Consider the following 20,257-nt stretch of genomic DNA (forward strand, 5'->3'; position numbering starts at 1 on the left):
GTGAGGTGGAGTCCCCTTACGGGGACCAGGGGTTCAAATCCCCTCGTCTCCGCCAGTTCTTCCCCCTCGAACCGCGATCACGGTACGGCGCTCGATCTCGAGCGATCGCTCAGCGCGAGTCGCCTGCGGTCCGCCCGTGCGGTCGCCGCTCAGTGGCGCGGGAACGGTGCCGAGGAGCGCAGGTGCGCGGCGCCGAGCGGGTCGCACACGGTGGACTCGTCGACCACGCCGAACCGGAGCAGGGCGGCGGGATCGGTCGAGGAGGGCGGCGTGCGATCGGGTCGCGCGGAGAGCAGCACGAAGTCCGCCGCGGTCCCCGTCAGGTGCAGCGACCCCGCCGGCAGGCAGTGCAGGGCGATGCGGATCGCGGTGAGGTCGCGGTCGACCGCAGCGTCCGTGATCGACCACGCCGTGAAGCGGTTGGCCGACGCGGAGCCCGTCCACTCCTGGCGCACCGCCCCGGTCACCCGCAGCAGGGCCGTCGTGCCGCGGAGCCGGGTCGACTGGCGCAGTTCCAGCAGCACCCCGACCACACCGGCCGGGATGTCGACGATCACGCGCGTGACCTGAGCGTCCACGAGAGCCAGGGCGTCGGCGAACGGATCCTCGGTGTTTGCGAGGGGCGGGAGGCCGGAGGGGACGCCGAAAAGGAGGTCTCTCACCTGCATGCCGACTCGCTCCCCGTGCTCCCCCAGAAACTCCGACGATACGGGATGCGTGTTCACAGTGCAGTCAAACGGGGTGTGAACGCTGCGGGGGAGCGGCGGCACACGACCGGAACGGACCAGAATGATCGGGTGCCGCACCCCGATGGACGGACACGCTGGTGGGGAAAGGAGGAACCCATGATCGGCACCCTCAACGCCCTGATCGACCGCGTCGAAGCCGCGCCGGACGAGGAGCTCGACGTCGCGGCCGTCGCGCGTGCGCACGGCACGACCGAGTACCACCTGCGGCGGATGTTCTCCGCCCTCGCGGGCATGCCTGTGTCGGAGTACGTGCGCCGTCGGCGGATGACGATCGCGGCCGCGGAACTGGTCGGCGGTGCGCCGAGCCTGCTCGACGTGGCCGTGCGGCACGGCTACGGCTCGGTCGAGGCGTTCGGCAGGGCGTTCCGCGCCGTGCACGGCATCGGTCCGGCCGAGGCGCGCCGTGACGGGGGTCCTCTCCGTATACAACCCACGCTCCGGTTCCGCCTGAGCGTCGAAGGGAGCACCCCGATGGACGTCACCATCACCCCCCGACCCGCCCTCCAGCTGGTCGGTCATGCCACGCAGGTCCCGCTGATCCACCGCGGCGAGAACCCGCACATCCAGCAGCACATCGCGGCCATCCCGGCGGAGGAGCACGCGCGGCTCAAGCGTCTGAACGACGCGGAGCCGTCGGGCATCCTCGCCGTGACAGCCGACGTGGAGCCGGACGCGCCCGAGGGCACACCGCTCACGTACCTGCACGGCGTCGCGCTGAACGAGTCGACCCCGGTGCCGGAGGATCTCGACGTGCTGCGGCTCGAACCGGGCACGTGGGCCGTGTTCGCCGCCGACGGCCCCTTCCCGCAGACCCTGCAGGACCTGTGGGCGGCCACCGCGACCGAGTGGTTCCCGTCGAACCCGTGGCGACTGCGCCCCGGTCCGTCGATGGTGCGGTACCGCGAGTTCCGTGGGGACACGGCCTCGTGCGAGCTGTGGCTGCCCGTGGAAGCGGAGTGAGTCACCGGGGCGGGGCGGCCGAGCCGTCCCGCCCCGGTGTCGGAGGCCCCTGGCACACTGTGCCGCACCGGGCAGTCCCACCCAGAGAGGCAGGCGATGGCGGCCATCGACCCCAAGAAGACCCTCGACTCCTACCGCGCACGACGCGGAGAGTTCCGCGTGCTCGAGGTGCCGCCGCTGCGGTACCTCATGATCGACGGCGCGGGAGACCCCAACACCTCGCCCGTGTATGCGCAGGCCGTGGCGGCGCTGTTCCCCCTGGCGTACACGCTCAAGTTCGCGAGCCGTGAAGAGCTCGGCATCGACACCGTCGTGATGCCGCTCGAGGGGCTGTGGCACGCGGCCGACATGGAGTCGTTCACGTCGCGCCGGGACAAGTCGCAGTGGGAGTGGACGCTACTTCTCCTGGTGGGTGACCACGTGACCCCCGACCTCTTCGCGCGCGCGGTCGACACCGTCGAGGCGAAGAGCGCGAAGAAGCGCGAGCCCCTGCCGGCCCTGCGCTCCGTGCGGCTGGAGACCCTGCACGAGGGGCTGTGCGTGCAGACGCTCCACGTCGGCCCCTTCGACGACGAGGCCCCGGTGCTCGATGAGCTGCACCACCGCTTCATCCCGGAGCACGGACTGCGCATGACCGGTCGGCACCACGAGGTGTACCTGAGCGACATCCGCCGCACCGACCCCGCGAAACTCCGCACGATTCTGCGGCAGCCGGTCGCGCGGGTCGAGTGAGTTCACCGCGGGCGCGGACGAAAGCAACCCCCTCTTCGGCTCGGATGCCGAGCGATACGCTTCCCCCATGAGCAGCGTGAAGCATGCGGCGCGCGCGGCGAAGGACTCGACCGCGTTCCGGAGGACCGCCCGTGTCGGCTTCGTCGTGCTGGGGCTCATCCACGTCGTGATCGGCGCGATCGCCCTCAGCATCGCGGTGGGCGGTTCGGGCGACGCCGACCAGGACGGGGCGATGGAGCGCATCCGCGACAACCCCATCGGCGGGTTGCTGCTGCTGTCGATCGCGGTGGGGCTCATCGCGCTCGCCGCCTGGCAGATCGCCAGCGCCTTCCTCGCCGCCGACCCCGCGGAGACGAAGAAGTGGGGCCGTCGTATCAAGCTCGCCGGGATCTCGGGCTCCTATCTCGTGGTCGCGGTCCTCGCGATCATCTACGCGGTGGGCGGTCGTGCCGAGTCGGAGGACGCGTCGCGCACGCTCAGCGAGATCGTGCTGTCGGCGCCCGGGGGCGTGGCGCTGCTGGTGATCCTCGGCCTGTCGGTGGTCGGCGTGGGCCTCGGCTTCATCGGCAGCGGCATCACGCGGTCGTTCGAGAAGCTGATCGAGCTGCCGACCGGCGCGGGGCGCGCGGGCATCGTGGTGCTCGGGGTGGCGGGCTACCTCGGCAAGGGCGTCGCGGTCGCCGTGACGGGGGTGCTTTTCGTGGTCGCCGCGGTCACCCAGGACCCGGAGAAGGCGGCGGGACTGGATGCGGCGCTGCACAGTCTGCTCGCGCTGCCGCTGGGCGGGCTGGTGCTCGGCGCGGTCGGGGTGGGGTTCGCTCTGTACGGCGTGTTCTGCATGGCCAGGGCCCGGCTCGCGCGCATGTCGTAGCCCCAGACCCCCGCGCCGGCCGCGTCCGGAAGATGGGAGACTGGAACGATGAGCGCTTCTCCCGGAGTCGACGTGATCGCACCGCTGACCGAGACCGAGGTGCAGCGGATCCGCGGGGACTTCCCGATCCTGCGCGCGCAGGTGAACGGCCATCCGCTGGTGTACCTCGACTCCGGCGCGACGTCGCAGCGACCGGACGCCGTGCTCGACGCCGAGCGCGACTACGCGACCACGATGAACGCCGCGGTGCACCGGGGTGCGCACACGCTGGCGGCCGAGGCGACCGAGCTGTTCGAGGATGCGCGGGCCGCCGTCGCCCGCTTCGTCGGTGCCGACGACGACGAGATCGTGTGGACCTCGAACGCGACCGAGGCGATCAACCTCGTCGCCTACTCCCTCTCGAACGCCTCGCTCGGGCGCGGCGGCACGGCCGCGGAGCGCCTGCGCCTCCGCGAGGGAGACGAGATCGTCACCACCGAGATGGAGCACCACGCCAACCTCATCCCGTGGCAGGAGCTCGCGGCGCGCACGGGCGCCACGCTGCGGGTGATCCCGCTCGACGACGACGGCGCCCTCCGGCTCGACGTGGCCGCCGAGCTCGTCACCGACCGCACGAAACTGATCGCCTTCACGCACGTGTCCAACGTGCTCGGCGTGATCAACCCGGTCGACGAGCTGGTCGCGCTCGCCCGCGGGGTCGGTGCCCTGACGCTGCTCGACGCGTGCCAGTCCGCCCCGCACCTGCCGCTCGACGTGCGGGCGCTGGGCGTGGACTTCGCGGTGCTCTCCGGCCACAAGATGCTGGGGCCGACGGGCATCGGTGCGCTGTACGGCCGGCGCGAGGTGCTGGCCGCGATGCCCCCGTTCCTCACGGGCGGCTCGATGATCACGACCGTCACCACGACCGAGGCCGAGTACCTGCCGCCGCCGCAGCGCTTCGAGGCGGGCACGCAGCGGGTGTCGCAGGCGATCGCGCTCGCCGCGGCGGTCGGCTACCTGGACGAGGTGGGCATGTCGCGCATCGCCGCGCACGAGGCCGCCTTCGGCCGGCGCCTGGTGGACGGGCTCCGCGCGATCGACGGCGTGCGCGTGCTCGGAGCCGGCATCGATCTGCCGCGCGTGGGACTCGCGAGCTTCGACGTGGCGGGCATCCACGCGCACGACGTCGGACAGTTCCTCGACGACCTGGGCATCGCGGTGCGTGTCGGGCACCACTGCGCGCAGCCGCTGCACCGGCGGCTCGGGGTCACGTCGTCGACCAGGGCCAGCACGTACCTGTACACGACCGAGGCCGAGGTCAACGCCGTGATCGCGGGTGTCGCCGGGGCGATCGACTTCTTCCGGAGGGGCGCATGAGCGACCTGCAGAGCCTGTACCAGGAACTGATCCTCGACCACTCGCGCACGCCGCACGGCTACGGGCTGCGCGACGAGATCCCGGCGCAGTCGCACCAGCTCAACCCGACGTGCGGTGACGAGATCACCCTGCAGGTGCACCGGGGCGACGACGGGACGATCGATGCCATCGCGTGGGAGGGGCACGGCTGCGCGATCTCGCAGGCGTCCGCGTCGCTGCTGGCCGAGCTCGCCGAGGGGCTCAGCGTGCCGGAGCTCGAGGTGCGCATCGCGGCGTTCCGCGACGCCATGCGCTCGCGCGGCACGATCGCACCCGACGAGGAGCTGCTCGGCGACGCGGCCGCGCTCGGCGGGGTCTCGAAGTACGTCGCGCGCGTGAAGTGCGCGATGCTCGCGTGGGTGGCGACCGAGGACGCACTGACGCGCCTGTGAGCCGTCCCCGATGACCGATTCACGGGAATAGAGTCGCCCGCTCGGCGTTGGGCCGAACATGACTACTCTCGGAATCATCGGTGCAGGCAACATCGGCAGCCAGGTCGCGCGCGTCGCGGTGGCGAACGGCTACGACGTGGTGATCGCGAACTCGCGCGGCCCGGAGACGCTGGCCGACCTCGTCGCGGAGCTGGGGCCGAAGGCGCGGGCGGCGACCGCGGAGGAGGCGGCGGCGGCCGCCGACGTGGCGGTGGTGACCGTGCCGCTGCACGCGATCGACCAGCTGCCGACCGAGCAGCTGGCGGGCAAGATCGTGCTCGACACCAACAACTACTACTTCGAGCGTGACGGTCACATCGAGGCTCTCGACCGGGGCGAGACGACCACGTCCGAGCTGCTGCAGCAGCAGCTGCCGACCTCGAAGATCGCCAAGGCGTTCAACCACATCTACGCGAGCGACATCACGACCGGCGGCACCCCGGCCGGCACCCCGGACCGTCGCGCGCTGGCGACCGCGGGTGACGACGCCGAGGCGGTGGCGTTCGTGACCCGGTTCTACGACCAGGCGGGCTTCGACACCGTGAACATCGGCCCGCTGAGCGAGTCGTGGCGGGTCGAGCGCGACCGTCCCGCGTACGTCACGCGCCAGAACGCCGAGGAGCTGACGGCGAACCTGGCGAAGGCGAACCGCCTGCCCTGAGTCGCCGCGGGCGAGCCCGTCCACCCCGGCTGGGATACCAAAAGTTGAGGAACCCCGGCCGGGGTGGGACAATGCCCGGATGGCGGGGGCTATGGGGGCGGGCGGCGAGCTCGAGTCGGTCAGGGTCACGAGGATCCTGCGCGACGACATCGTGCTGGGCCGGCGACCCCCCGGCGCCCGGCTCGTGGAACGCGACATCGCGGCCGAGCTGCACGTCTCGCGGCTTCCCGTCCGCGAGGCCATCCGTACCCTGGTCGCGGAGGGCGTCGTGACCGCTCGACCGCGTTCGTGGGCGGTGGTGCGGGAGTTCACGCACGACGACATCCGCGCGTTCGCCGAGGTGCGAGAGGCCATCGAGACCCTCATCTTCGTGTTCGCGGCGGAGCGTCACGACGAGGTCGGCCTCGCCCGGCTGCGTCACACGTATGAGCGGGAGGCGGCGGCGGCCCGAGACGGTGACGCGGAGACCGCGCGCCGCACGGCCGCCGAGTTCCACGAGGTCGCGGTGGACCTGGCCGGGAACGAGATGCTCGGCGAGCTCATCGCGGTGTTCCTCACCCGGCTGCGCTGGCTGTTCGGGCAGCACGACGACCTGGTCGCGATGGCCGAGGAGCACCGGGTGATCCTGGAAGCCGTCGCCGCGCGCGACGTCGAACGGCTGCGCACGCTTCTGCCCGCGCACCTGGCCAGCGGGCAGGCGGCCGCCGAGCGGCGGCTGTTCCGCGCCGACGTCGCACTCTGATCCGTCGCGCGACCGGCCCACGAAGCGCGGGACCGCGGCTGTATATTGGTGCGGTCGGAACCGGTCCGGTCACTGTCGCTGTCTGGGGAGCGGGATGCGCCGTCTTGCTGTCGTCATCGGGGGCCTGCTGCTGCTGGGCGGTGCCGCGCTCGTGGTCGTCGCCGATCAGGAGCGCGCCGCCTCCGTCGCCGCGGTGAAGGCGGAGATCGCGCGCGTCGAGGATGCGCTGGAGGCGTCGCGCGGAGACAACCTGGAGCTGGCCGCGCAGCTCACGGCCCTGCGCGCCCAGATCGCGGAGCAGGATGCGAAGATCGCCGACACCACGGGGTTCCTGAAGTGATCCGGCGCGTGCTCGCGGTCACCCTGTCTGCCGCCGTGCTGCTCGCCGTCGGCGTGCTCGCCCGCGCCGACGCACTGGAGCACGAGCGGCTCGACGCGATCGCCGAGCTGCGCGCCCTCACCGGGCAGTACCGCGATGCCACCCAGCGCACCGACTATCTGGCCGCCTCGATCGAAGGCGCCGAGCAGACGACGTCCGATCGGGCAGCGGTGCTGGAGGTGCGCCCGGCGTTCCTCACCGAGCTCGCGGCGTTGAACACCGCCCTGCAGGGCGCCGACGGCAAGGTCGACACGGCCACGCATCGCGCTTCGGCGCTGTCGGTGCAGCAGACCGTGCTCGCCGAAGACGACGACCCCGCCACGGTGGTCGCGGCCACGGCCACGATCCATGCGATCACGGCCAAGATCGGCACCGAGGTCGCGTCGTGGCAGGCCGCGCAGAACCCGGGCCCGGGCGGCCCCGCCTGGAGCACGAGCGGGCCGGACGGCTACGCGCGCGTGCGCGCCGCCCTCGACCGCGTGGGCGGTGGCGGCGTGGGGCTGTACGAGTCGTCGTCGTGCGCCGGCGGCAACGCCCCCGCGTGCGCGAACAGCAACGGGTACATCAAGTACCGCGCCGACATCGCGGGCTGGAGCACCGGCCGCCTGAACTGGGCGATGGCGCACGAGCTGGCGCACATCTACCAGTTCCGCGTGTGGGGCGCCCTCACCTCGTCGGGCTCTTACGGGGCGCTGTTCGGCAACGACCCGGAGTTCCTCGCCAACTGCATGGCCGTGGTGCGCGGCTTCCCCGGATCGGTGGGCTGCAACGGCGAGCAGCAGGCCTGGGCGTCGGGCATCTGGGTGGGCGCGGTGCGCTGAGGTTCGGCGCCGCTCAGTCGACCGGGGTCCTGGTGTCGATCGCGGCACGCAGCGGCCGGCGCATGGCCCGCCAGTAGGCGGTCGGGGCGAGCCGCACGAGCGCGTCGATCAGTCGCGCCTCCCGTCCCACCATCGTGCGGGCGGCCCGGCGTTCGGTGGCGCGGACGATGCGGGCGGCCGCGTCGGCGGGGTCGGTGTGGTACATCGCGGCCTGCGCGGCGGCGGCGCGGGCGGCGACCGCGGGGTCGATCGCGGCCGCGTACCGCCCGTGCAGGATGATGCCGGTGCGCACGCCCGCCGGGTAGACCGCGCCGACCGAGACAGTCGTCCCCTCGAGCTCGTGGCGCAGCGCCTCGGAGAAGCCGCGGACGGCGAACTTGCTCAGCGCGTACGGGATGCGGCCGGCGGGAGCGGCCAGGGCGTACACGCTCGCCAGGTGCGTGATGTGGGCGGCCGGCGCGGCACGGAGCGACGGCAGCAGGGCCTTGGTGATCGACACCGTGCCCCAGAGGTTCACGTCGGTCAGCCAGCGCATCTCCTCCATGGTCAGCTGGTCGAGGTCGCCGAGCATGGACGAGCCGGCGCACGTGATCAGGGCGGTGATCCGCGGATGCACGGCGGCGATCTGCGCGGCGGTCGCGAAGACCGCGTCGTCGTCGCGGAGGTCGACCACGTGCGTCGTGACGGTGGTGCCGGCCAGCTCGGTCGCGAGGGCGTCGAGCGCGGCACGGTCGTGGTCGAGGAGGGCCAGGTGCACGCCGCGGGGAGCGAGCAGCCTCGCGATCTCGGCCCCCATGCCGTTCGCGGCGCCCGTGATGACGGTGGTGCTGCCGACCAGGTCGAGATGCTTCATCGCCGCCTCCCTGCGCGTGCGATCCGGGCGGTCGCCGACCGATGTCGGACGCCTGCGAGATGCTGGATGCCGAACCATTCTGGCCGAGACCGGGCCGCATCGATACCGGTACGCTCGTGGAGAGGAGGTGCCGGTGGGACGGACTGCGGATGCCATCGCCGAAGGCGTCGCGATCGCGACGGCCGCCGCGCGCCTCGCCGTGAAGAACCACATCCTCATCGGCACCATCGCAGAGGGCGGCGTGTTCGATCTCGACCGCTACGTCGACGACGCGCGCGAGGCCCTGCGCGCGATGGCCGAGGAGTCGGAGGAGGCGGCGGCCACCGTCACGGCGCTGCGCAAGCGGGCCAGGGGGCGGCACTCCGATCCGGTCGGCACGCACGACTACCGCGACCGCGATGTGCGCAACCTCCGTCGCCGCGCGAAGCAGTCGACCGGGGTGGCCCAGCGGCTGCGGGAGATGATGGACGACCGGCAGCAGCTCGAGGCGATCGTCGAGGAGGCGAGGGCCGCGGCATGGGCCGACGTCCGCCACAACCTCGACCGGCGGCTGCGCGTGGAGGGCATGCGACCGGAGCAGGACCCCGACTACGCGCGGATGCGCGAGGCCAGGATGCAGGCGCTGCGCCTGGTGGACCTGCAGGCGCTGTCGTCGGCGCAGCGGGCGAAGGAGAAGCGCCGCAAGAAGCAGGAGAAGGCGGCAGCGAAGGGCGACTGACCCCTCGTTTCGCTTTCGTCTCGCGACTGTTGTAGGCTGTTCTACGGCCCGCTGAGCGGGCTGGGCGCCCGTAGCTCAATGGATAGAGCATCTGACTACGGATCAGAAGGTTAGGGGTTCGAGTCCCTTCGGGCGCACACTGTGTTGAGACAGTGACGATACGGCCTCCGCTTCGGCGGGGGCCGTTTCTGCATCCCGGGCGGATGTCTCAGTCCGTGTCGAGCAGGCTCGTGATCGCGGGGTCGCGGCGGGCGACGTCGGACGCCGTGGTCAGGATGACCTGCCGCATGGCGGCGACCGCGACGGCGGGGCTGACGTCGGACCGGTGGGCCAGGCTGACGGTGCGGGTCATGGCGGGGTGGGCGAGCCGCACGGACCGCAACGTCGGCCGGTCGAACAGGACCATAGCGGGCACCACGGCGACGCCGAGCCCTCGTTCGACGAAGCGCAGCACGGAGTCCATCTCGCCGCCCTCCAGCACCAGGTTCGGGGTGAGGTCGGCGGCGCGGAAGGCGGCATCGGTCGTGGCCCGCAGCTCGTAGCTCTCGTCGAAGGCGATGAGCGGCAGGGTCGCCAGGTGGCTGAGCGGGATCGCGGGGGTGCGGGCGACCGGCGGGCGGGCGGCCGAGGAGACCACGACCAGTTCCTCCGCGAGCAACGGCGTGCGGGTGAGGCTGACCCCGGCCGGCGGCGGACCGTCGGACTGGGTGATGAGGGCCATGTCGACGGCGCCGACCGCGAGCTGCTCGACCAGGAGGCGGGAGCCGCCCTCGATCAGGTGCAGGTCGACCTCGGGGTAGGAGTCGTGGAACGAGCTGAGGGCTTCGGCGACGAGGCTGATGCACAGCGTGGGCGGTGCCCCGAGCCGCACACGGCCGCGCCGGAGCCCCGCGAGTTCGCCCATCTCGTCGCGGATGGCGTCGGCTTCGGCGAGCATGCGCTGGGCGCGGGGGAGCAGTGTCTCCCCGGCCGCCGTCAGCGCGATGTGGCCACGGGCGCGGTGGAACAGCTCGGCGCCGAGCTCGCGTTCGAGCGTGGAGATCTGTCGGCTCAGCGAGGGCTGGGCCAGGTGCAGGTGCTCGGAGGCGCGGGTGAAGTGTCCGAGGCGGGCGACTTCGACGAACCCGCGGAGTTGCTCGAGGTTCATGGCCATAGCCTACCCGTATGGTTTCCACTCGAACTATGCATTGGAGTTATTAGGTTGTCCTAACTAGCGTCGAGACCATGACTGCACCCGAACGACAGATCTCCACCACGGTCCTCGTGATCGGCACCGGCGGCTCCGGCCTGCGGGCGGCGATCGAGGTCGCCGAACACGGCGTCGACGTGCTCGCCGTGGGCAAACGCCCCCGTCAGGACGCCCACACCTCCCTCGCGGCGGGCGGCATCAACGCGGCCCTCGGCACGATGGACGCCGACGACAGCTGGCAGCAGCACGCCGCCGACACCATCAAGGAGAGCTACCTCCTGGCCAACCCGCACACCGTCGAGGTGGTCACGCGCGGCGCCGAGCGCGGCATCCGCGACCTCGAGCGCTGGGGCATGGAATTCGCCCGCGAGGACGACGGTCGCATCTCCCAGCGGTTCTTCGGCGCGCACACCTACCGTCGCACCGCGTTCTCGGGCGACTACACGGGGCTCGAGATCCAGCGCACCCTGGTCCGCAGGGCCGAGCAGCTCGACGTCCCGATCCTCGACAACGTCTACATCACCCGCCTGCTCGTGCGCGACAACGTCGTGTTCGGCGCGTACGGCTTCGACCAGGCCGACGGCACCCGCTATCTCATCCACGCCGACGCCGTGATCCTCGCGGCCGGAGGTCACAACCGCATCTGGCGGCGCACCTCCTCCCGACGCGACGAGAACACGGGCGACTCCTTCCGGCTCGCCGTCGACGCGGGCGCGCGACTGCGCGATCCCGAGCTCGTGCAGTTCCACCCCTCCGGCATCATCGAGCCGGAGAACGCGGCAGGGACGCTCATCTCCGAGGCGGCGCGCGGCGAGGGCGGCATCCTGCGCAACGCGCTCGGCGAGCGATTCATGGAGCGCTACGACCCCGAGCGGAAGGAGCTCTCCACGCGCGACCGCGTCGCGCTCGCCGCGTACACCGAGATCCAGGAGGGGCGCGGCACCGAGAGCGGCGGCGTGTGGCTCGACGTGTCGCACCTGCCGCGCGAGACGATCATGACCCGGCTGCCGCGCGTCTACCAGACGATGATGGAGCTGCAGATGCTCGACATCACGACCGACCCGATCGAGATCGCCCCCACCGCGCACTATTCGATGGGCGGCGTCTGGGTGCGGTCCGAGGACCACGGCACCGATGTCGAGGGCCTCTACGCGATCGGCGAGGCGTCGAGCGGGCTGCACGGTGCGAACCGGCTGGGCGGCAACTCGCTGATCGAGCTGCTCGTGTACGGGCGGATCGTCGGTCAGGCGGCGATGGCGCACGCCGCGGGGCTCGACGCCCAGCGGCGGTCGGCGGGGGCGGTCGCGGCGGCCCGCGCCGAGATCGACGACCTGCTCGCGGCCGAAGGGCGCGAGAACGTGCGCGCCCTGCAGCGCGCGATCCGCAACCTCATGACCGAATACGCCGGCGTGGTGCGCTCGGAGGAGGGGCTGCGGGCCGGGCTCGCCGACCTCGACCTGATCGAGGGGCGCATGGAGGACATCGGCATCCACCCGGACATCGCCGGGTTCCAGGACCTCGCCCACGCGTTCGACCTGAAGGCCTCCGCGCTCGCCGCCCGTGCCACGCTGGAGGCGGCGCGGGAACGGCGCGAGACGCGTGGCTGCCACAACCGCAGCGACTACCCCGACACCGATCCGACGCTGCAGGTCAACCTGGTGTGGTCGCCCGCGACCGGCGTCACCCGCGAGGAGATCCCGCCCGTCCCCGCCGAGATCGCCGAGCTGATGCGCGACGTGGACACCGCCGGGAAGCTCGTGGAGTAACCCGCCGTCCCGTCGCTCCTCCCGTCGTTCGTCAGAGCGATCCAGGGAGGAGCGACGGGGGCGTCACTGCCCCGCGGGGTCGTTCTCGCCGACCTGGGGCTGTCCGATCACGCCGATGCCGACCGCCTCGTGGTCGGGTTCGGGGTCGCCCTTCCGCTCCGGTGCCTTCGGCTCCTGGCCCGGTGCCTTCTCGGTGCTCGGCTCTTCGAGCTCCTCCGTGCTCGGCACCTCGGACGGGTCGGCGTCCTCCGGCGACTCGGCCTCCGGCGGAGTGCTCGCCTCGCCCTCGTCCGCGTCGGCGGTGGGGGCGTGCGTGGTCTGGCCCTCCGACGCCGGGGTCGGGGTGGGCGTCTGCGCCTCGGCCGAGAGCTCGTCCGTGGACTCCGGCTCGGGGGCTTCGGGTTCGGGAGTGCTGGTGGTCATGATCGTCCCTTCCTGCGCTGTCGTGCCTCCAGCGTGCCCCGCCGAGCGGCCGAGCTGAAGGGGCTTGACGGGCGGGCGGCCGGGTCCCCGACGCGCTCGGGTTAACCACGATGAACCGAGATGCCGGAACCCGGCGTAGCCTGGAGGGGTGACTGCGTACGTCTCGGCCTTCGACCTGTTCTCCATCGGAGTGGGGCCGTCGAGCTCGCACACCGTCGGCCCCATGCGCGCGGCCGTCGACTTCGCGCAGCGGGTCACGGCGTCGGGCGAGCTGGGCCGCGTCACCCGCGTCGGCTGCACGCTGTACGGCTCCCTCGGCGCGACCGGCATCGGCCACGGCACCCCCGACGCGGTGGTCGCCGGGCTCCGCGGCCTCCGCCCCGAGACGTGCGACCCGGCCGCCGTGCGGGCCGCGTGGCAGGAGTTCCCCGACGGCGCCGCCCTGCGCCTCGGCGGGGTCCACGACGTGGCGTTCGCGAAGGACGACATCGTGTTCGCGCCGCGCACGCGTCTGCCCGGTCACCCCAACGCCATGACCCTGACCGCCACCGCCGCGGACGGCGCCGTGGTGGCCGAGGACACCTACTACTCCATCGGCGGCGGGTTCATCCGGCGCGACGGCGAAGCGGCGAAGATCTCGACGGGCGCGTTCCCCTACCCGTACGCCGATGCCGCGTCGCTCCTGGCGCTGTGCGACGAGGAGGGCCTGTCGATCGCGGAGGTCGCGCGCCGCAACGAGATGGCGCTGCGCAGCGAAGCGGAGGTGGCGGCCGGGCTCGACGCCATCTGGGATGCGATGTCGGGGTGCGTCGATGCGGGGCTGCACGCCGACGGTGTGCTGCCGGGGATCCTCAAGGTCAAGCGACGGGCGGGCACGATCCGCGGCCAGCTCGAGGCGGTCGAGGCCGAGGGGCACCGCGAGCTCCCGGGCGAGTGGCTCGGGGCGTTCGCGCTCGCGGTGAACGAGGAGAACGCGGCGGGCGGCCGCGTCGTGACGGCACCGACGAACGGCGCCGCGGGGATCCTTCCGGCCGTGGCGATGTACTGGTGGCGGTTCCTGGCGGACTCCGGTCTCGGCGCCGGCAACGCCGTCACCCCGTACGGCGAGCTCGTCGGCAGCGCGCTGCTGGGCTTCGAGGGCACGCCGCCGCCGGTCACCACGGCCGAGGAACGCGAAGACCCGGCGGTCGCCGAGGCCAACCGCCGCCGCGGCATCCGTCGCTTCCTGCTCACCGCGACCGCGCTCGGCTCGCTGTTCAAGGCCAATGCCTCCATCTCCGGCGCGGAGGGCGGGTGCCAGGCCGAGGTCGGCTCCGCGTGCGCGATGGCCGCCGGCGGGCTCACGGCCGTGATGGGCGGCACGAACCGGCAGATCGAGAACGCGGCCGAGATCGCCATGGAGCACCACCTCGGCCTCACGTGCGACCCGATCGGCGGGCTGGTGCAGATCCCGTGCATCGAACGGAACGCGATCGCCGCCTCGACCGCGGTGACCGCGGCCCGCCTCGCCCTGCGCGGTGACGGCAGCCACTACGTGTCGCTGGATGCCGTGGTCGAGACCATGCGGCAGACGGGAGCGGACATGTCGACCAAGTACAAGGAGACGAGCGAGGGCGGTCTCGCGGTCAACGTCATCGAGTGCTGAGCGAGCGGGTGTCGGAGCCGGTCGATAGCCTCGGAGCGGACGTCGACGCGCGGCCTGTCGGACCCGGCGGATACCCTCGTGGCGGGGCCGGAGAGCGGGAGGGTGCGGATGGACTCGTTCTGGGAGCCGACGTCCACACGGCGAAGGCAGCAGCCGGTCGTCTCGGTCCGGGCGTCCTCGGATGCCCCGCCCATCGATGGCCGCTGGCCCACGAGCATTCCCGCGGTGGCGCAAGTGCTGCGGGAGGGCATCGACCTCGACCCCGGTGTGACCTTCCTCGTCGGTGAGAACGGCAGCGGCAAGTCCACCCTGGTGGAGGGCATCGCGATCGCGTACGGCCTGTCGCCCGAGGGCGGCTCGCGGCAGGCGCGACACCGCACCAGGGCGACCGAGTCCGAGCTGTCGAGCTGGTTGCGGCTGCAGCGCGGTATCGGCGCCGATCGCTGGGGCTTCTTCCTCCGCGCCGAGACGATGCACTCCTTCTACACCTACCTGGAGGAGAACCCGTCGACGAGCGGCGCCGAGGTGTCGTTCCACGAGATGAGTCACGGCGAGTCGTTCCTGGCCGTGCTCGAGAGCCGGTTCGACGATCCCGGGTTCTACTGCCTCGACGAGCCGGAGGCCGCGCTGTCGTTCACGTCGACGCTGTCGCTGATGGCCGTGCTGCGGCGCATCGCCGACGAGGGAGGCCAGGTGCTGTGCGCGACGCACTCCCCGGTCCTCGCCGCGCTTCCGGGAGCGACGATCCTGGAGGTGGGGGAGTGGGGTCTGCGCCCGGCGGCCTGGGAAGACCTGGAGCTCGTGCGGCACTGGCGCTCGTTCCTCGGCGAGCCCGGCCGGTACCTGCGACACCTGCTGGACTGAGCCGCGTCCGGCGGGAGGCCGCCGTCGTGCGGGTCGTAGGCTGGCGGGCATGACCGAGCACACCGCACCCCGCCGACGCGGTCGCCCGCGCGGGGGGACGGACTCGCGCGAGCGCATCCTGGCGGCCGCGGTCGACGAGTTCGGCGAGCAGGGGTACGACGGCTCGACGGTCCGCTCGATCGCGGGGCGCGCCGGGGTGGACTCGGCACTCGTGCACCACTACTTCGGCACCAAGGCCGACCTCTTCGCGGAGGCGGTCGGGATCCCGCTGCGACCCGACATCGACGTGCCCGGCATCGTCGCGGGGCCGCGCGACGAGGTGGGCGAGCGGCTGGTGCGCTACGTGCTGGAGGCGTTCGAGCGCCCCGAGGTGCGGCGCCGCGGGGTCATGCTGATCCGCACGGCGCTCGGCAGCCGCGTCACCTCGCCGCTGCTCGCGGGCTTCCTGGCGCGCGAGCTGATCGGGCGCATCGCGAAGCTGCTGGCCGTTCCCGATGCGGAGCTGCGCGCGACGCTGGTGGCCTCGCAGATCGCGGGACTGATCGTGACGCGCTACGTCCTGGCGCTCGGGCCCCTCGCGGCGGCGGACATCGGCGACCTCGTGCACCGCGTCGGTCCCACGGTGCAGCGGTACCTGTTCGACTGAGACCGCGGCTCCTGCCGTTGACCGTGGGGGCACGACGGGCGCATAATTCATCGCATGATGAATAACGCGGCGGTCGCGATCGCGCAGCTCCGGGTGCGACGGGGAAAGGTGCGGGTGTTCGACGGCGTCGACCTCACCATCCCGCGCGGACAGGTCACCGGGCTGCTGGGTCCCTCCGGCTGCGGCAAGACCACCCTCATGCGCTCGATCGTGGGGGTCTAGCGCGTCGAGTCGGGCGACGTGACCGTGCTGGGCGAGCCCGGCGGATCGCGACAGCTCCGGAACCGGGTGGCCTACGGCACCCAGGGCGCGGCGGTGTACGGCGACCTCACGGTGCGGCAGAACCTCGTCTACGTCGCCGCGCTGCTCGGGGCTCCCCGGGGCGATGTGGAGCGCGTGATCGACGAGGTCGGGTTGCGGGGCCAGGCCGGCCAGCTGGTCGAGTCGCTCAGCGGCGGGCAGTCCACGCGGGTCTCCCTCGCGATGGCCCTCGTCGGCGCGCCGGAGCTGATCGTGCTGGACGAGCCGACCGTCGGCCTCGACCCCGTGCTGCGCGCCGAGTTGTGGACCCTGTTCCGCGGCCTGGCCGACCGCGGCGTGACCCTGATCGTCTCCAGCCACGTGATGGACGAGGCGCTGCGCTGCGATCGGCTGCTGCTGATGCGCGACGGGCGGATCATCGCCGACACGACGCCCGCGTCGCTGCTGGCCGACACGGGCGCCGCGGATCCGGAGGCGGCCTTCCTCACGCTGATCGAACGGGACCGTGCGGCAGAGCACATCACGCGCCGATCCCGACGCGGTGCCCGGGAGCACGGAGAGGAGCAGGGGGAATGAACGGCCGCCGCATGTTCGCGACGGCGGCCCGCGTGCTGACGCAGCTGCGGCACGACCCCCGCTCGATCGCGCTGATGCTCGTCGCCCCCAGCCTGCTGGTCGGACTGTTCGCCTGGCTGTTCGCGGAGCAGGAGGGCGTGTTCGACCAGTTCGGCGGGGCGATCCTGGCACTGTTCCCGTTCATCGTGATGTTCCTCATCACCTCGATCACCACGCTGCGCGAGCGCCGCTCCGGCACCCTCGAACGGCTCATGACCACCCCGCTCGGCAAGGCCGACTTCATCCTCGGGTATGCCCTGGCCTTCGGGCTCATGGCACTGCTGCAGGCGGTGATCACGGTGTCGTTCGCGGTGGGGGTGTGCGGGCTCGACGTGGAGGGCGAGCTGTGGCAGCTGGGCCTGGTCGCGGTGGTCGACGCCCTGCTCGGCACCGCGCTCGGGCTGCTCGCGAGCGCGTTCGCGCAGACGGAGTTCCAGGCGGTGCAGTTCATGCCGGTGCTGGTGTTCCCGCAGATCATCCTCGGCGGGCTGTTCATGCCGCGCGACCAGATGCCCGACGTTCTGCACACGATCTCGGACTGGCTGCCGCTCAGCTACGCGATCGACACGATCAACGCGGTCGCCGCGGGCGACGGCGGGTGGGACGTGTACCGCCCGCTGCTCGTGGTGGTCGCGTTCTGCGTCGGAGCGCTCGTGCTCGCGTCGCTCACGCTGCGGCGTCGCACGGCCTGACCAGGCGGCCTCCGCTCAGCGCGGCGTGCGGTTCTTCGTATGGCGGGTGGGGGCGGCCGACCACGGGTCCTCCGGCCAGGGGTGCTTGGGGTAGCGTCCGCGCATCTCGGCGCGCACCTGCGCGTACGGCCCCGACCAGAACGACGCGAGATCGTCGGTGACTGCGAGCGGACGCCCGGCGGGGGACAGCAGGTGGAACAGCACGGGCACGCGGTCGTCGACGAGTCGGGGAGTCTCGGCCCAGCCGAAGCACTCTTGCAGCTTCACAGCCACGACGGGGCGCGCGGACGCGTCGTCCGCGTCGGGATAGCCGATCCGCACGCGCGAGCCGCTGGGCACCTCGAGTCGCTCGGGGACGAGGGCATCGAGGCGCGACGCCTCGGGCCAGGGGAGCAGCCGGCGCAACGGCGAGGCCAGGTCGATCCGTGCCGCGGGTGTGCCGGCGGCGAGGGCGTCGAGCTCGGGCCCGAGCCACGCGTCGAGGGTCGCGAGCAGGCCGGCATCCGACACGTCGGGCCACGGGTCGCCGAGCTCGCGCCGCACCAGCGACAGACGACGACGCAGGGTGTCGGCCGCCTCCGACCACGCGAACACGCCGAGCCCGTCGCGTTGCAGCGCCCGGCGAACGGCATCTCTGCCCTCGTCGGCGGAGGCACGCACCGGCACCGAAGCTCGCAGGATCGCGCCGATGCGGCGCTCGCGCCTGGCCTGCACGCGTCCGTTCGTGAACGCGGCCTCGACCCGGTCGGTCATCAGGTGCTGTGCGGCCCGCTCCATCTGCGCCTCGGACAGCGCCGCGGCGGCACGGATGATCGCTCCCGACCCTGCCGCCGCACGCCCCGCGGCGCGCGTGACGTCGGCGACCGCGATCCACTCCGACGCCGCGAGCGGTCCGCGCATCCCCGCCCTGGTGCCGGACGCGAGCAGGAACGTCGCCCCGTCCGCCGTGCGCTCGACCCGCTGCGCGATCCGCTCGGGGAAGGCGAGGGCGATCACGAGACCCGTGCCGTCGAGACCGGAGCGGACGCCCGGCGTCGCGGGGACCAGTCGTCGGAGGCGATCCGCGTCGGTGCGCCACCGGGCGTCGGGAGTGCGTCCGCTGCGGAGAGCGACGAGCGCCTGCGCCGCGTCGGCATCGGCGATGCGCACGTCGCCGCTCAGCAGGGCGACGACATCGGCCGCCAGCGCCGCACCCACGAGCGGACTGCCGTCGCGGAGCGCGCGGGCGAGCCGCGGGTCGGTCGGGATCCGCGCCAGGTCACGGCCCTCGACGGTGGCGCGTCCTTCGTCGTCGATCGCGCCGAGTGCGCCCAGCACCGTCAGGGCGTCCGCCAGGCTGTCGGCCGGCGGTGGGTCGATCAGGCGCAGTCCCGCGCCGCCGGGCGCACCCCAGCACGCGAGCAGCAGTGCGGCATCCGTCAGATCGGCCACCGCGATCTCGGGGGCGGGGCGGGCGGGTGCCGCGGCGTAGGTGCGTTCGTCGACGCAGCGCACCACGATGCCCGGTCCCTGACGCGTGGCGCGGCCGGCGCGCTGCACGCACGAGGAGCGGGGTGCGGCGGTCGTGACGAGTCCCGTCATCCCGCGGGCGGCGTCGCGCTGCGGCTGCCGCGCCAGGCAGCTGTCCACCACCAGGCGCTCCCCCGGCACGGTGAGCGACGATTCGGCGAGCGACGTCGTGACGATGATGCGCGGCGGGTCGGAGGCGCGCCTCCCGCGGATCACGGCGTCCTGCGCGGCGGCGGGGAGCTGACCGTGCAGCTCGCGCACGTCGTACGACCCGTCGGCGTCCCGGACGCGGCGGGCGATCTCCGCCACCTCGCGAGCTCCCGGTGCGAAGACCAGCACGTCGGCGGTCGAATCGTCGCGGGTCAGGTCGCGCGCGGCGGAGACGGTGGTGCGGGCGACGTGATCCAGGAACCCCCACGTCACCCCGCGCTCGTCGAGCCGCGGGCCGGGGCTCGGCGCCCACCGCTCGGTGAGCGGAAAGGCGGGCACCGCGTGCTCGACGACGGCAGCCGGACGCTCGTCTGTGCCGATGACGCCGGCGATGCGGGCGGCGTCGAGGGTCGCGGACATCGCGACGAGCGTCAGGTCGTCGCGCAGCTGCCGCACCTCCGACAGCAGCCCGATCAGCAGGTCGGTCTCGAGAGCTCGCTCGTGCACCTCGTCGATGATCACGGCGTCAACGCCGTCCAGGCCCGGGTCGTCGAGAAGCCGCCGCAGCAGCACCCCGGCCGTGACGAACTCGACCCGGGTCGACGGTCCGACGGAGCGCTCGCCGCGCACGGTGAATCCCACGCGCTCGCCCAGGGTGGAGCCGTCGAGCTGCGCGAGTCGTCGGGCCGCTGCGCGTGCCGCCACGCGGCGGGGTTGTGTCACGATGACGCGGCCGGGAACGCGAGAGGCGAGCAGGGGCGGGACGAGTGTGGTCTTGCCGGTGCCGGGCGGAGCGCTCACCACGACCGCCCTGTCGGCGTCGAGAGCCGCAGCGACGTCGGGGAGGGCGGCCGCGAACGAGAGCCCAGCGCCGATCGCGGCGAGGTCGAAGGCGGCGGACGTCATCGCCCCAGTCTGCCGGTTCACGACGTGTCCCCTCCTGCGCCGCCGGCCTCCGATCGGGCCCTCAGCCCACCCGAGACTCAGGAATCGAGGAGTCGTGTACGTCGCCGGACGCAGACAGCGGATGCCGCGACCCGGTGGGCCGCGGCATCCGCTGTCTTGTCGCGCCTACTCCGCGGTGGCAATCGCGCTCACTCCGCGGTGGCTGTCGCGCTCACGCCACTGTCCTGTCGCGCTCACTCCGTGGCGGCTGCCGGGGGCGCGGTCGGGGGCATGGTCCAC

General features: G+C 72.6%; 21 protein-coding genes, 1 tRNA gene and 1 pseudogene. 18 read left to right on the plus strand and 5 right to left on the minus strand.

The window, feature by feature from the left end; all coding sequences use genetic code 11:
• Positions 1–149 precede the first annotated feature (149 nt).
• On the minus strand, positions 150–662 hold the full coding sequence (locus tag DW297_RS02275) for a hypothetical protein (protein WP_136028955.1): 513 nt from the start codon (positions 660–662) through the stop codon (positions 150–152).
• 183 nt (positions 663–845) lie between these two features.
• Between DW297_RS02275 and DW297_RS02280 the strand changes: the two genes are divergently transcribed.
• From DW297_RS02280 to DW297_RS02320, 9 genes are all read left to right on the plus strand, one after another.
• On the plus strand, positions 846–1,709 hold the full coding sequence (locus tag DW297_RS02280; RefSeq protein ID WP_136028957.1) for an AraC family transcriptional regulator: 864 nt from the start codon (positions 846–848) through the stop codon (positions 1,707–1,709).
• A 96-nt stretch (positions 1,710–1,805) separates the two neighbouring features.
• Positions 1,806–2,441, plus strand: coding sequence for a GyrI-like domain-containing protein (locus DW297_RS02285; protein ID WP_136028959.1), 636 nt, complete (start codon positions 1,806–1,808; stop codon positions 2,439–2,441).
• A gap of 67 nt (positions 2,442–2,508) precedes the next feature.
• Positions 2,509–3,312: a DUF1206 domain-containing protein gene (locus DW297_RS02290; RefSeq protein WP_136028962.1), complete on the plus strand. Its 804-nt coding sequence runs from the start codon at positions 2,509–2,511 to the stop codon at positions 3,310–3,312.
• 48 nt (positions 3,313–3,360) lie between these two features.
• A complete protein-coding gene (locus DW297_RS02295; RefSeq protein WP_136028964.1) occupies positions 3,361–4,668 on the plus strand; it encodes an aminotransferase class V-fold PLP-dependent enzyme in 1,308 nt (435 codons plus the stop codon).
• Entirely contained in the window at positions 4,665–5,099 is a 435-nt protein-coding gene (sufU, locus tag DW297_RS02300) for a Fe-S cluster assembly sulfur transfer protein SufU (protein ID WP_136028966.1), read from the plus strand. Before DW297_RS02295 ends, sufU begins: the two co-directional genes overlap by 4 nt.
• Before the next feature lie 58 nt (positions 5,100–5,157).
• Positions 5,158–5,799: an NADPH-dependent F420 reductase gene (locus tag DW297_RS02305; RefSeq protein WP_136028968.1), complete on the plus strand. Its 642-nt coding sequence runs from the start codon at positions 5,158–5,160 to the stop codon at positions 5,797–5,799.
• A gap of 79 nt (positions 5,800–5,878) precedes the next feature.
• The gene (locus tag DW297_RS02310) at positions 5,879–6,541 is read left to right on the plus strand and encodes a GntR family transcriptional regulator (RefSeq protein WP_136028970.1); all 663 of its coding nucleotides are present in this window, start codon (positions 5,879–5,881) and stop codon (positions 6,539–6,541) included.
• 94 nt (positions 6,542–6,635) lie between these two features.
• Complete coding sequence (locus DW297_RS02315; RefSeq protein WP_136028972.1) at positions 6,636–6,881, plus strand: hypothetical protein; 246 nt, start codon at positions 6,636–6,638, stop codon at positions 6,879–6,881.
• Positions 6,882–6,889: 8 nt separating this feature from the next.
• Positions 6,890–7,741 carry a hypothetical protein gene (locus DW297_RS02320; RefSeq protein ID WP_240744493.1) on the plus strand — a complete coding sequence of 284 codons (852 nt, stop codon included), beginning with the start codon at positions 6,890–6,892 and terminating at the stop codon, positions 7,739–7,741.
• Between the two features lie 13 nt (positions 7,742–7,754).
• On the opposite strand, the gene DW297_RS02325 is transcribed toward DW297_RS02320, so the two are convergent.
• Positions 7,755–8,594, minus strand: a complete 840-nt coding sequence (locus DW297_RS02325) for an SDR family NAD(P)-dependent oxidoreductase (protein ID WP_136028976.1) — start codon at positions 8,592–8,594, stop codon at positions 7,755–7,757.
• 133 nt (positions 8,595–8,727) lie between these two features.
• Here DW297_RS02325 and DW297_RS02330 point away from each other — a divergent pair, with 133 nt between their 5' ends.
• Both DW297_RS02330 and DW297_RS02335 read left to right on the plus strand, forming a co-directional pair.
• Complete coding sequence (locus DW297_RS02330; protein WP_136028978.1) at positions 8,728–9,312, plus strand: asparagine synthase; 585 nt, start codon at positions 8,728–8,730, stop codon at positions 9,310–9,312.
• A 64-nt stretch (positions 9,313–9,376) separates the two neighbouring features.
• A tRNA-Arg gene (locus DW297_RS02335) sits at positions 9,377–9,449 on the plus strand.
• A 71-nt stretch (positions 9,450–9,520) separates the two neighbouring features.
• Here the strand turns inward: DW297_RS02335 and DW297_RS02340 are convergent.
• Positions 9,521–10,465 carry a LysR family transcriptional regulator gene (locus DW297_RS02340; protein WP_372490570.1) on the minus strand — a complete coding sequence of 315 codons (945 nt, stop codon included), beginning with the start codon at positions 10,463–10,465 and terminating at the stop codon, positions 9,521–9,523.
• 71 nt (positions 10,466–10,536) lie between these two features.
• On the opposite strand from DW297_RS02340, the gene DW297_RS02345 reads away from it, so the two are divergent.
• On the plus strand, positions 10,537–12,267 hold the full coding sequence (locus DW297_RS02345; protein WP_136028983.1) for an L-aspartate oxidase: 1,731 nt from the start codon (positions 10,537–10,539) through the stop codon (positions 12,265–12,267).
• A gap of 63 nt (positions 12,268–12,330) precedes the next feature.
• On the opposite strand, the gene DW297_RS02350 is transcribed toward DW297_RS02345, so the two are convergent.
• Positions 12,331–12,690: a hypothetical protein gene (locus tag DW297_RS02350; RefSeq protein ID WP_136028985.1), complete on the minus strand. Its 360-nt coding sequence runs from the start codon at positions 12,688–12,690 to the stop codon at positions 12,331–12,333.
• 148 nt (positions 12,691–12,838) lie between these two features.
• Here DW297_RS02350 and DW297_RS02355 point away from each other — a divergent pair, with 148 nt between their 5' ends.
• From DW297_RS02355 to DW297_RS02375, 6 genes and pseudogenes are all read left to right on the plus strand, one after another.
• Positions 12,839–14,335 (plus strand): L-serine ammonia-lyase, iron-sulfur-dependent, subunit alpha, encoded by a 1,497-nt coding sequence (locus DW297_RS02355; protein WP_136028987.1) that lies wholly within the window; start codon positions 12,839–12,841, stop codon positions 14,333–14,335.
• 108 nt (positions 14,336–14,443) lie between these two features.
• Positions 14,444–15,199, plus strand: coding sequence for an AAA family ATPase (locus DW297_RS02360; RefSeq protein WP_136028989.1), 756 nt, complete (start codon positions 14,444–14,446; stop codon positions 15,197–15,199).
• Between the two features lie 49 nt (positions 15,200–15,248).
• Positions 15,249–15,845: a TetR/AcrR family transcriptional regulator gene (locus DW297_RS02365; RefSeq protein ID WP_136028991.1), complete on the plus strand. Its 597-nt coding sequence runs from the start codon at positions 15,249–15,251 to the stop codon at positions 15,843–15,845.
• 57 nt (positions 15,846–15,902) lie between these two features.
• Positions 15,903–16,316 (plus strand): annotated as a pseudogene (locus DW297_RS19355) (ATP-binding cassette domain-containing protein); the annotation flags it as partial.
• Between the two features lie 12 nt (positions 16,317–16,328).
• The gene (locus tag DW297_RS19360) at positions 16,329–16,682 is read left to right on the plus strand and encodes an AAA family ATPase (protein WP_342589019.1); all 354 of its coding nucleotides are present in this window, start codon (positions 16,329–16,331) and stop codon (positions 16,680–16,682) included.
• Positions 16,679–17,413, plus strand: coding sequence for an ABC transporter permease (locus DW297_RS02375; RefSeq protein WP_136028994.1), 735 nt, complete (start codon positions 16,679–16,681; stop codon positions 17,411–17,413). Before DW297_RS19360 ends, DW297_RS02375 begins: the two co-directional genes overlap by 4 nt.
• 15 nt (positions 17,414–17,428) lie before the next feature.
• Here the strand turns inward: DW297_RS02375 and hrpB are convergent, their stop codons facing one another.
• Positions 17,429–19,978 carry an ATP-dependent helicase HrpB gene (gene hrpB, locus DW297_RS02380; RefSeq protein ID WP_136028996.1) on the minus strand — a complete coding sequence of 850 codons (2,550 nt, stop codon included), beginning with the start codon at positions 19,976–19,978 and terminating at the stop codon, positions 17,429–17,431.
• Positions 19,979–20,257 lie beyond the last annotated feature (279 nt).

The organism is Microbacterium sp. PF5 (genome assembly GCF_004794315.1).
GTDB classification, from domain to species: Bacteria; Actinomycetota; Actinomycetes; order Actinomycetales; family Microbacteriaceae; genus Microbacterium; species Microbacterium sufflavum.

Excerpts from the sequence above, each read along its gene's own strand:
- DW297_RS02280 (WP_136028957.1), top strand. The coding sequence starts at position 846 with ATGATCGGCACCCTCAACGCCCTGATCGACCGCGTCGAAGCCGCGCCG.
- DW297_RS02285 (WP_136028959.1), top strand. The coding sequence starts at position 1,806 with ATGGCGGCCATCGACCCCAAGAAGACCCTCGACTCCTACCGCGCACGA.
- DW297_RS02290 (WP_136028962.1), top strand. The coding sequence starts at position 2,509 with ATGAGCAGCGTGAAGCATGCGGCGCGCGCGGCGAAGGACTCGACCGCG.
- DW297_RS02295 (WP_136028964.1), top strand. The coding sequence starts at position 3,361 with ATGAGCGCTTCTCCCGGAGTCGACGTGATCGCACCGCTGACCGAGACC.
- sufU (WP_136028966.1), top strand. The coding sequence starts at position 4,665 with ATGAGCGACCTGCAGAGCCTGTACCAGGAACTGATCCTCGACCACTCG.
- DW297_RS02305 (WP_136028968.1), top strand. The coding sequence starts at position 5,158 with ATGACTACTCTCGGAATCATCGGTGCAGGCAACATCGGCAGCCAGGTC.
- DW297_RS02310 (WP_136028970.1), top strand. The coding sequence starts at position 5,879 with ATGGCGGGGGCTATGGGGGCGGGCGGCGAGCTCGAGTCGGTCAGGGTC.
- DW297_RS02315 (WP_136028972.1), top strand. The coding sequence starts at position 6,636 with ATGCGCCGTCTTGCTGTCGTCATCGGGGGCCTGCTGCTGCTGGGCGGT.
- DW297_RS02325 (WP_136028976.1), bottom strand. The coding sequence starts at position 8,594 with ATGAAGCATCTCGACCTGGTCGGCAGCACCACCGTCATCACGGGCGCC.
- DW297_RS02340 (WP_372490570.1), bottom strand. The coding sequence starts at position 10,465 with ATGGCCATGAACCTCGAGCAACTCCGCGGGTTCGTCGAAGTCGCCCGC.
- DW297_RS02345 (WP_136028983.1), top strand. The coding sequence starts at position 10,537 with ATGACTGCACCCGAACGACAGATCTCCACCACGGTCCTCGTGATCGGC.
- DW297_RS02350 (WP_136028985.1), bottom strand. The coding sequence starts at position 12,690 with ATGACCACCAGCACTCCCGAACCCGAAGCCCCCGAGCCGGAGTCCACG.
- DW297_RS02360 (WP_136028989.1), top strand. The coding sequence starts at position 14,444 with ATGGACTCGTTCTGGGAGCCGACGTCCACACGGCGAAGGCAGCAGCCG.
- DW297_RS02365 (WP_136028991.1), top strand. The coding sequence starts at position 15,249 with ATGACCGAGCACACCGCACCCCGCCGACGCGGTCGCCCGCGCGGGGGG.
- DW297_RS19360 (WP_342589019.1), top strand. The coding sequence starts at position 16,329 with ATGGCCCTCGTCGGCGCGCCGGAGCTGATCGTGCTGGACGAGCCGACC.
- DW297_RS02375 (WP_136028994.1), top strand. The coding sequence starts at position 16,679 with ATGAACGGCCGCCGCATGTTCGCGACGGCGGCCCGCGTGCTGACGCAG.
- hrpB (WP_136028996.1), bottom strand. The coding sequence starts at position 19,978 with ATGACGTCCGCCGCCTTCGACCTCGCCGCGATCGGCGCTGGGCTCTCG.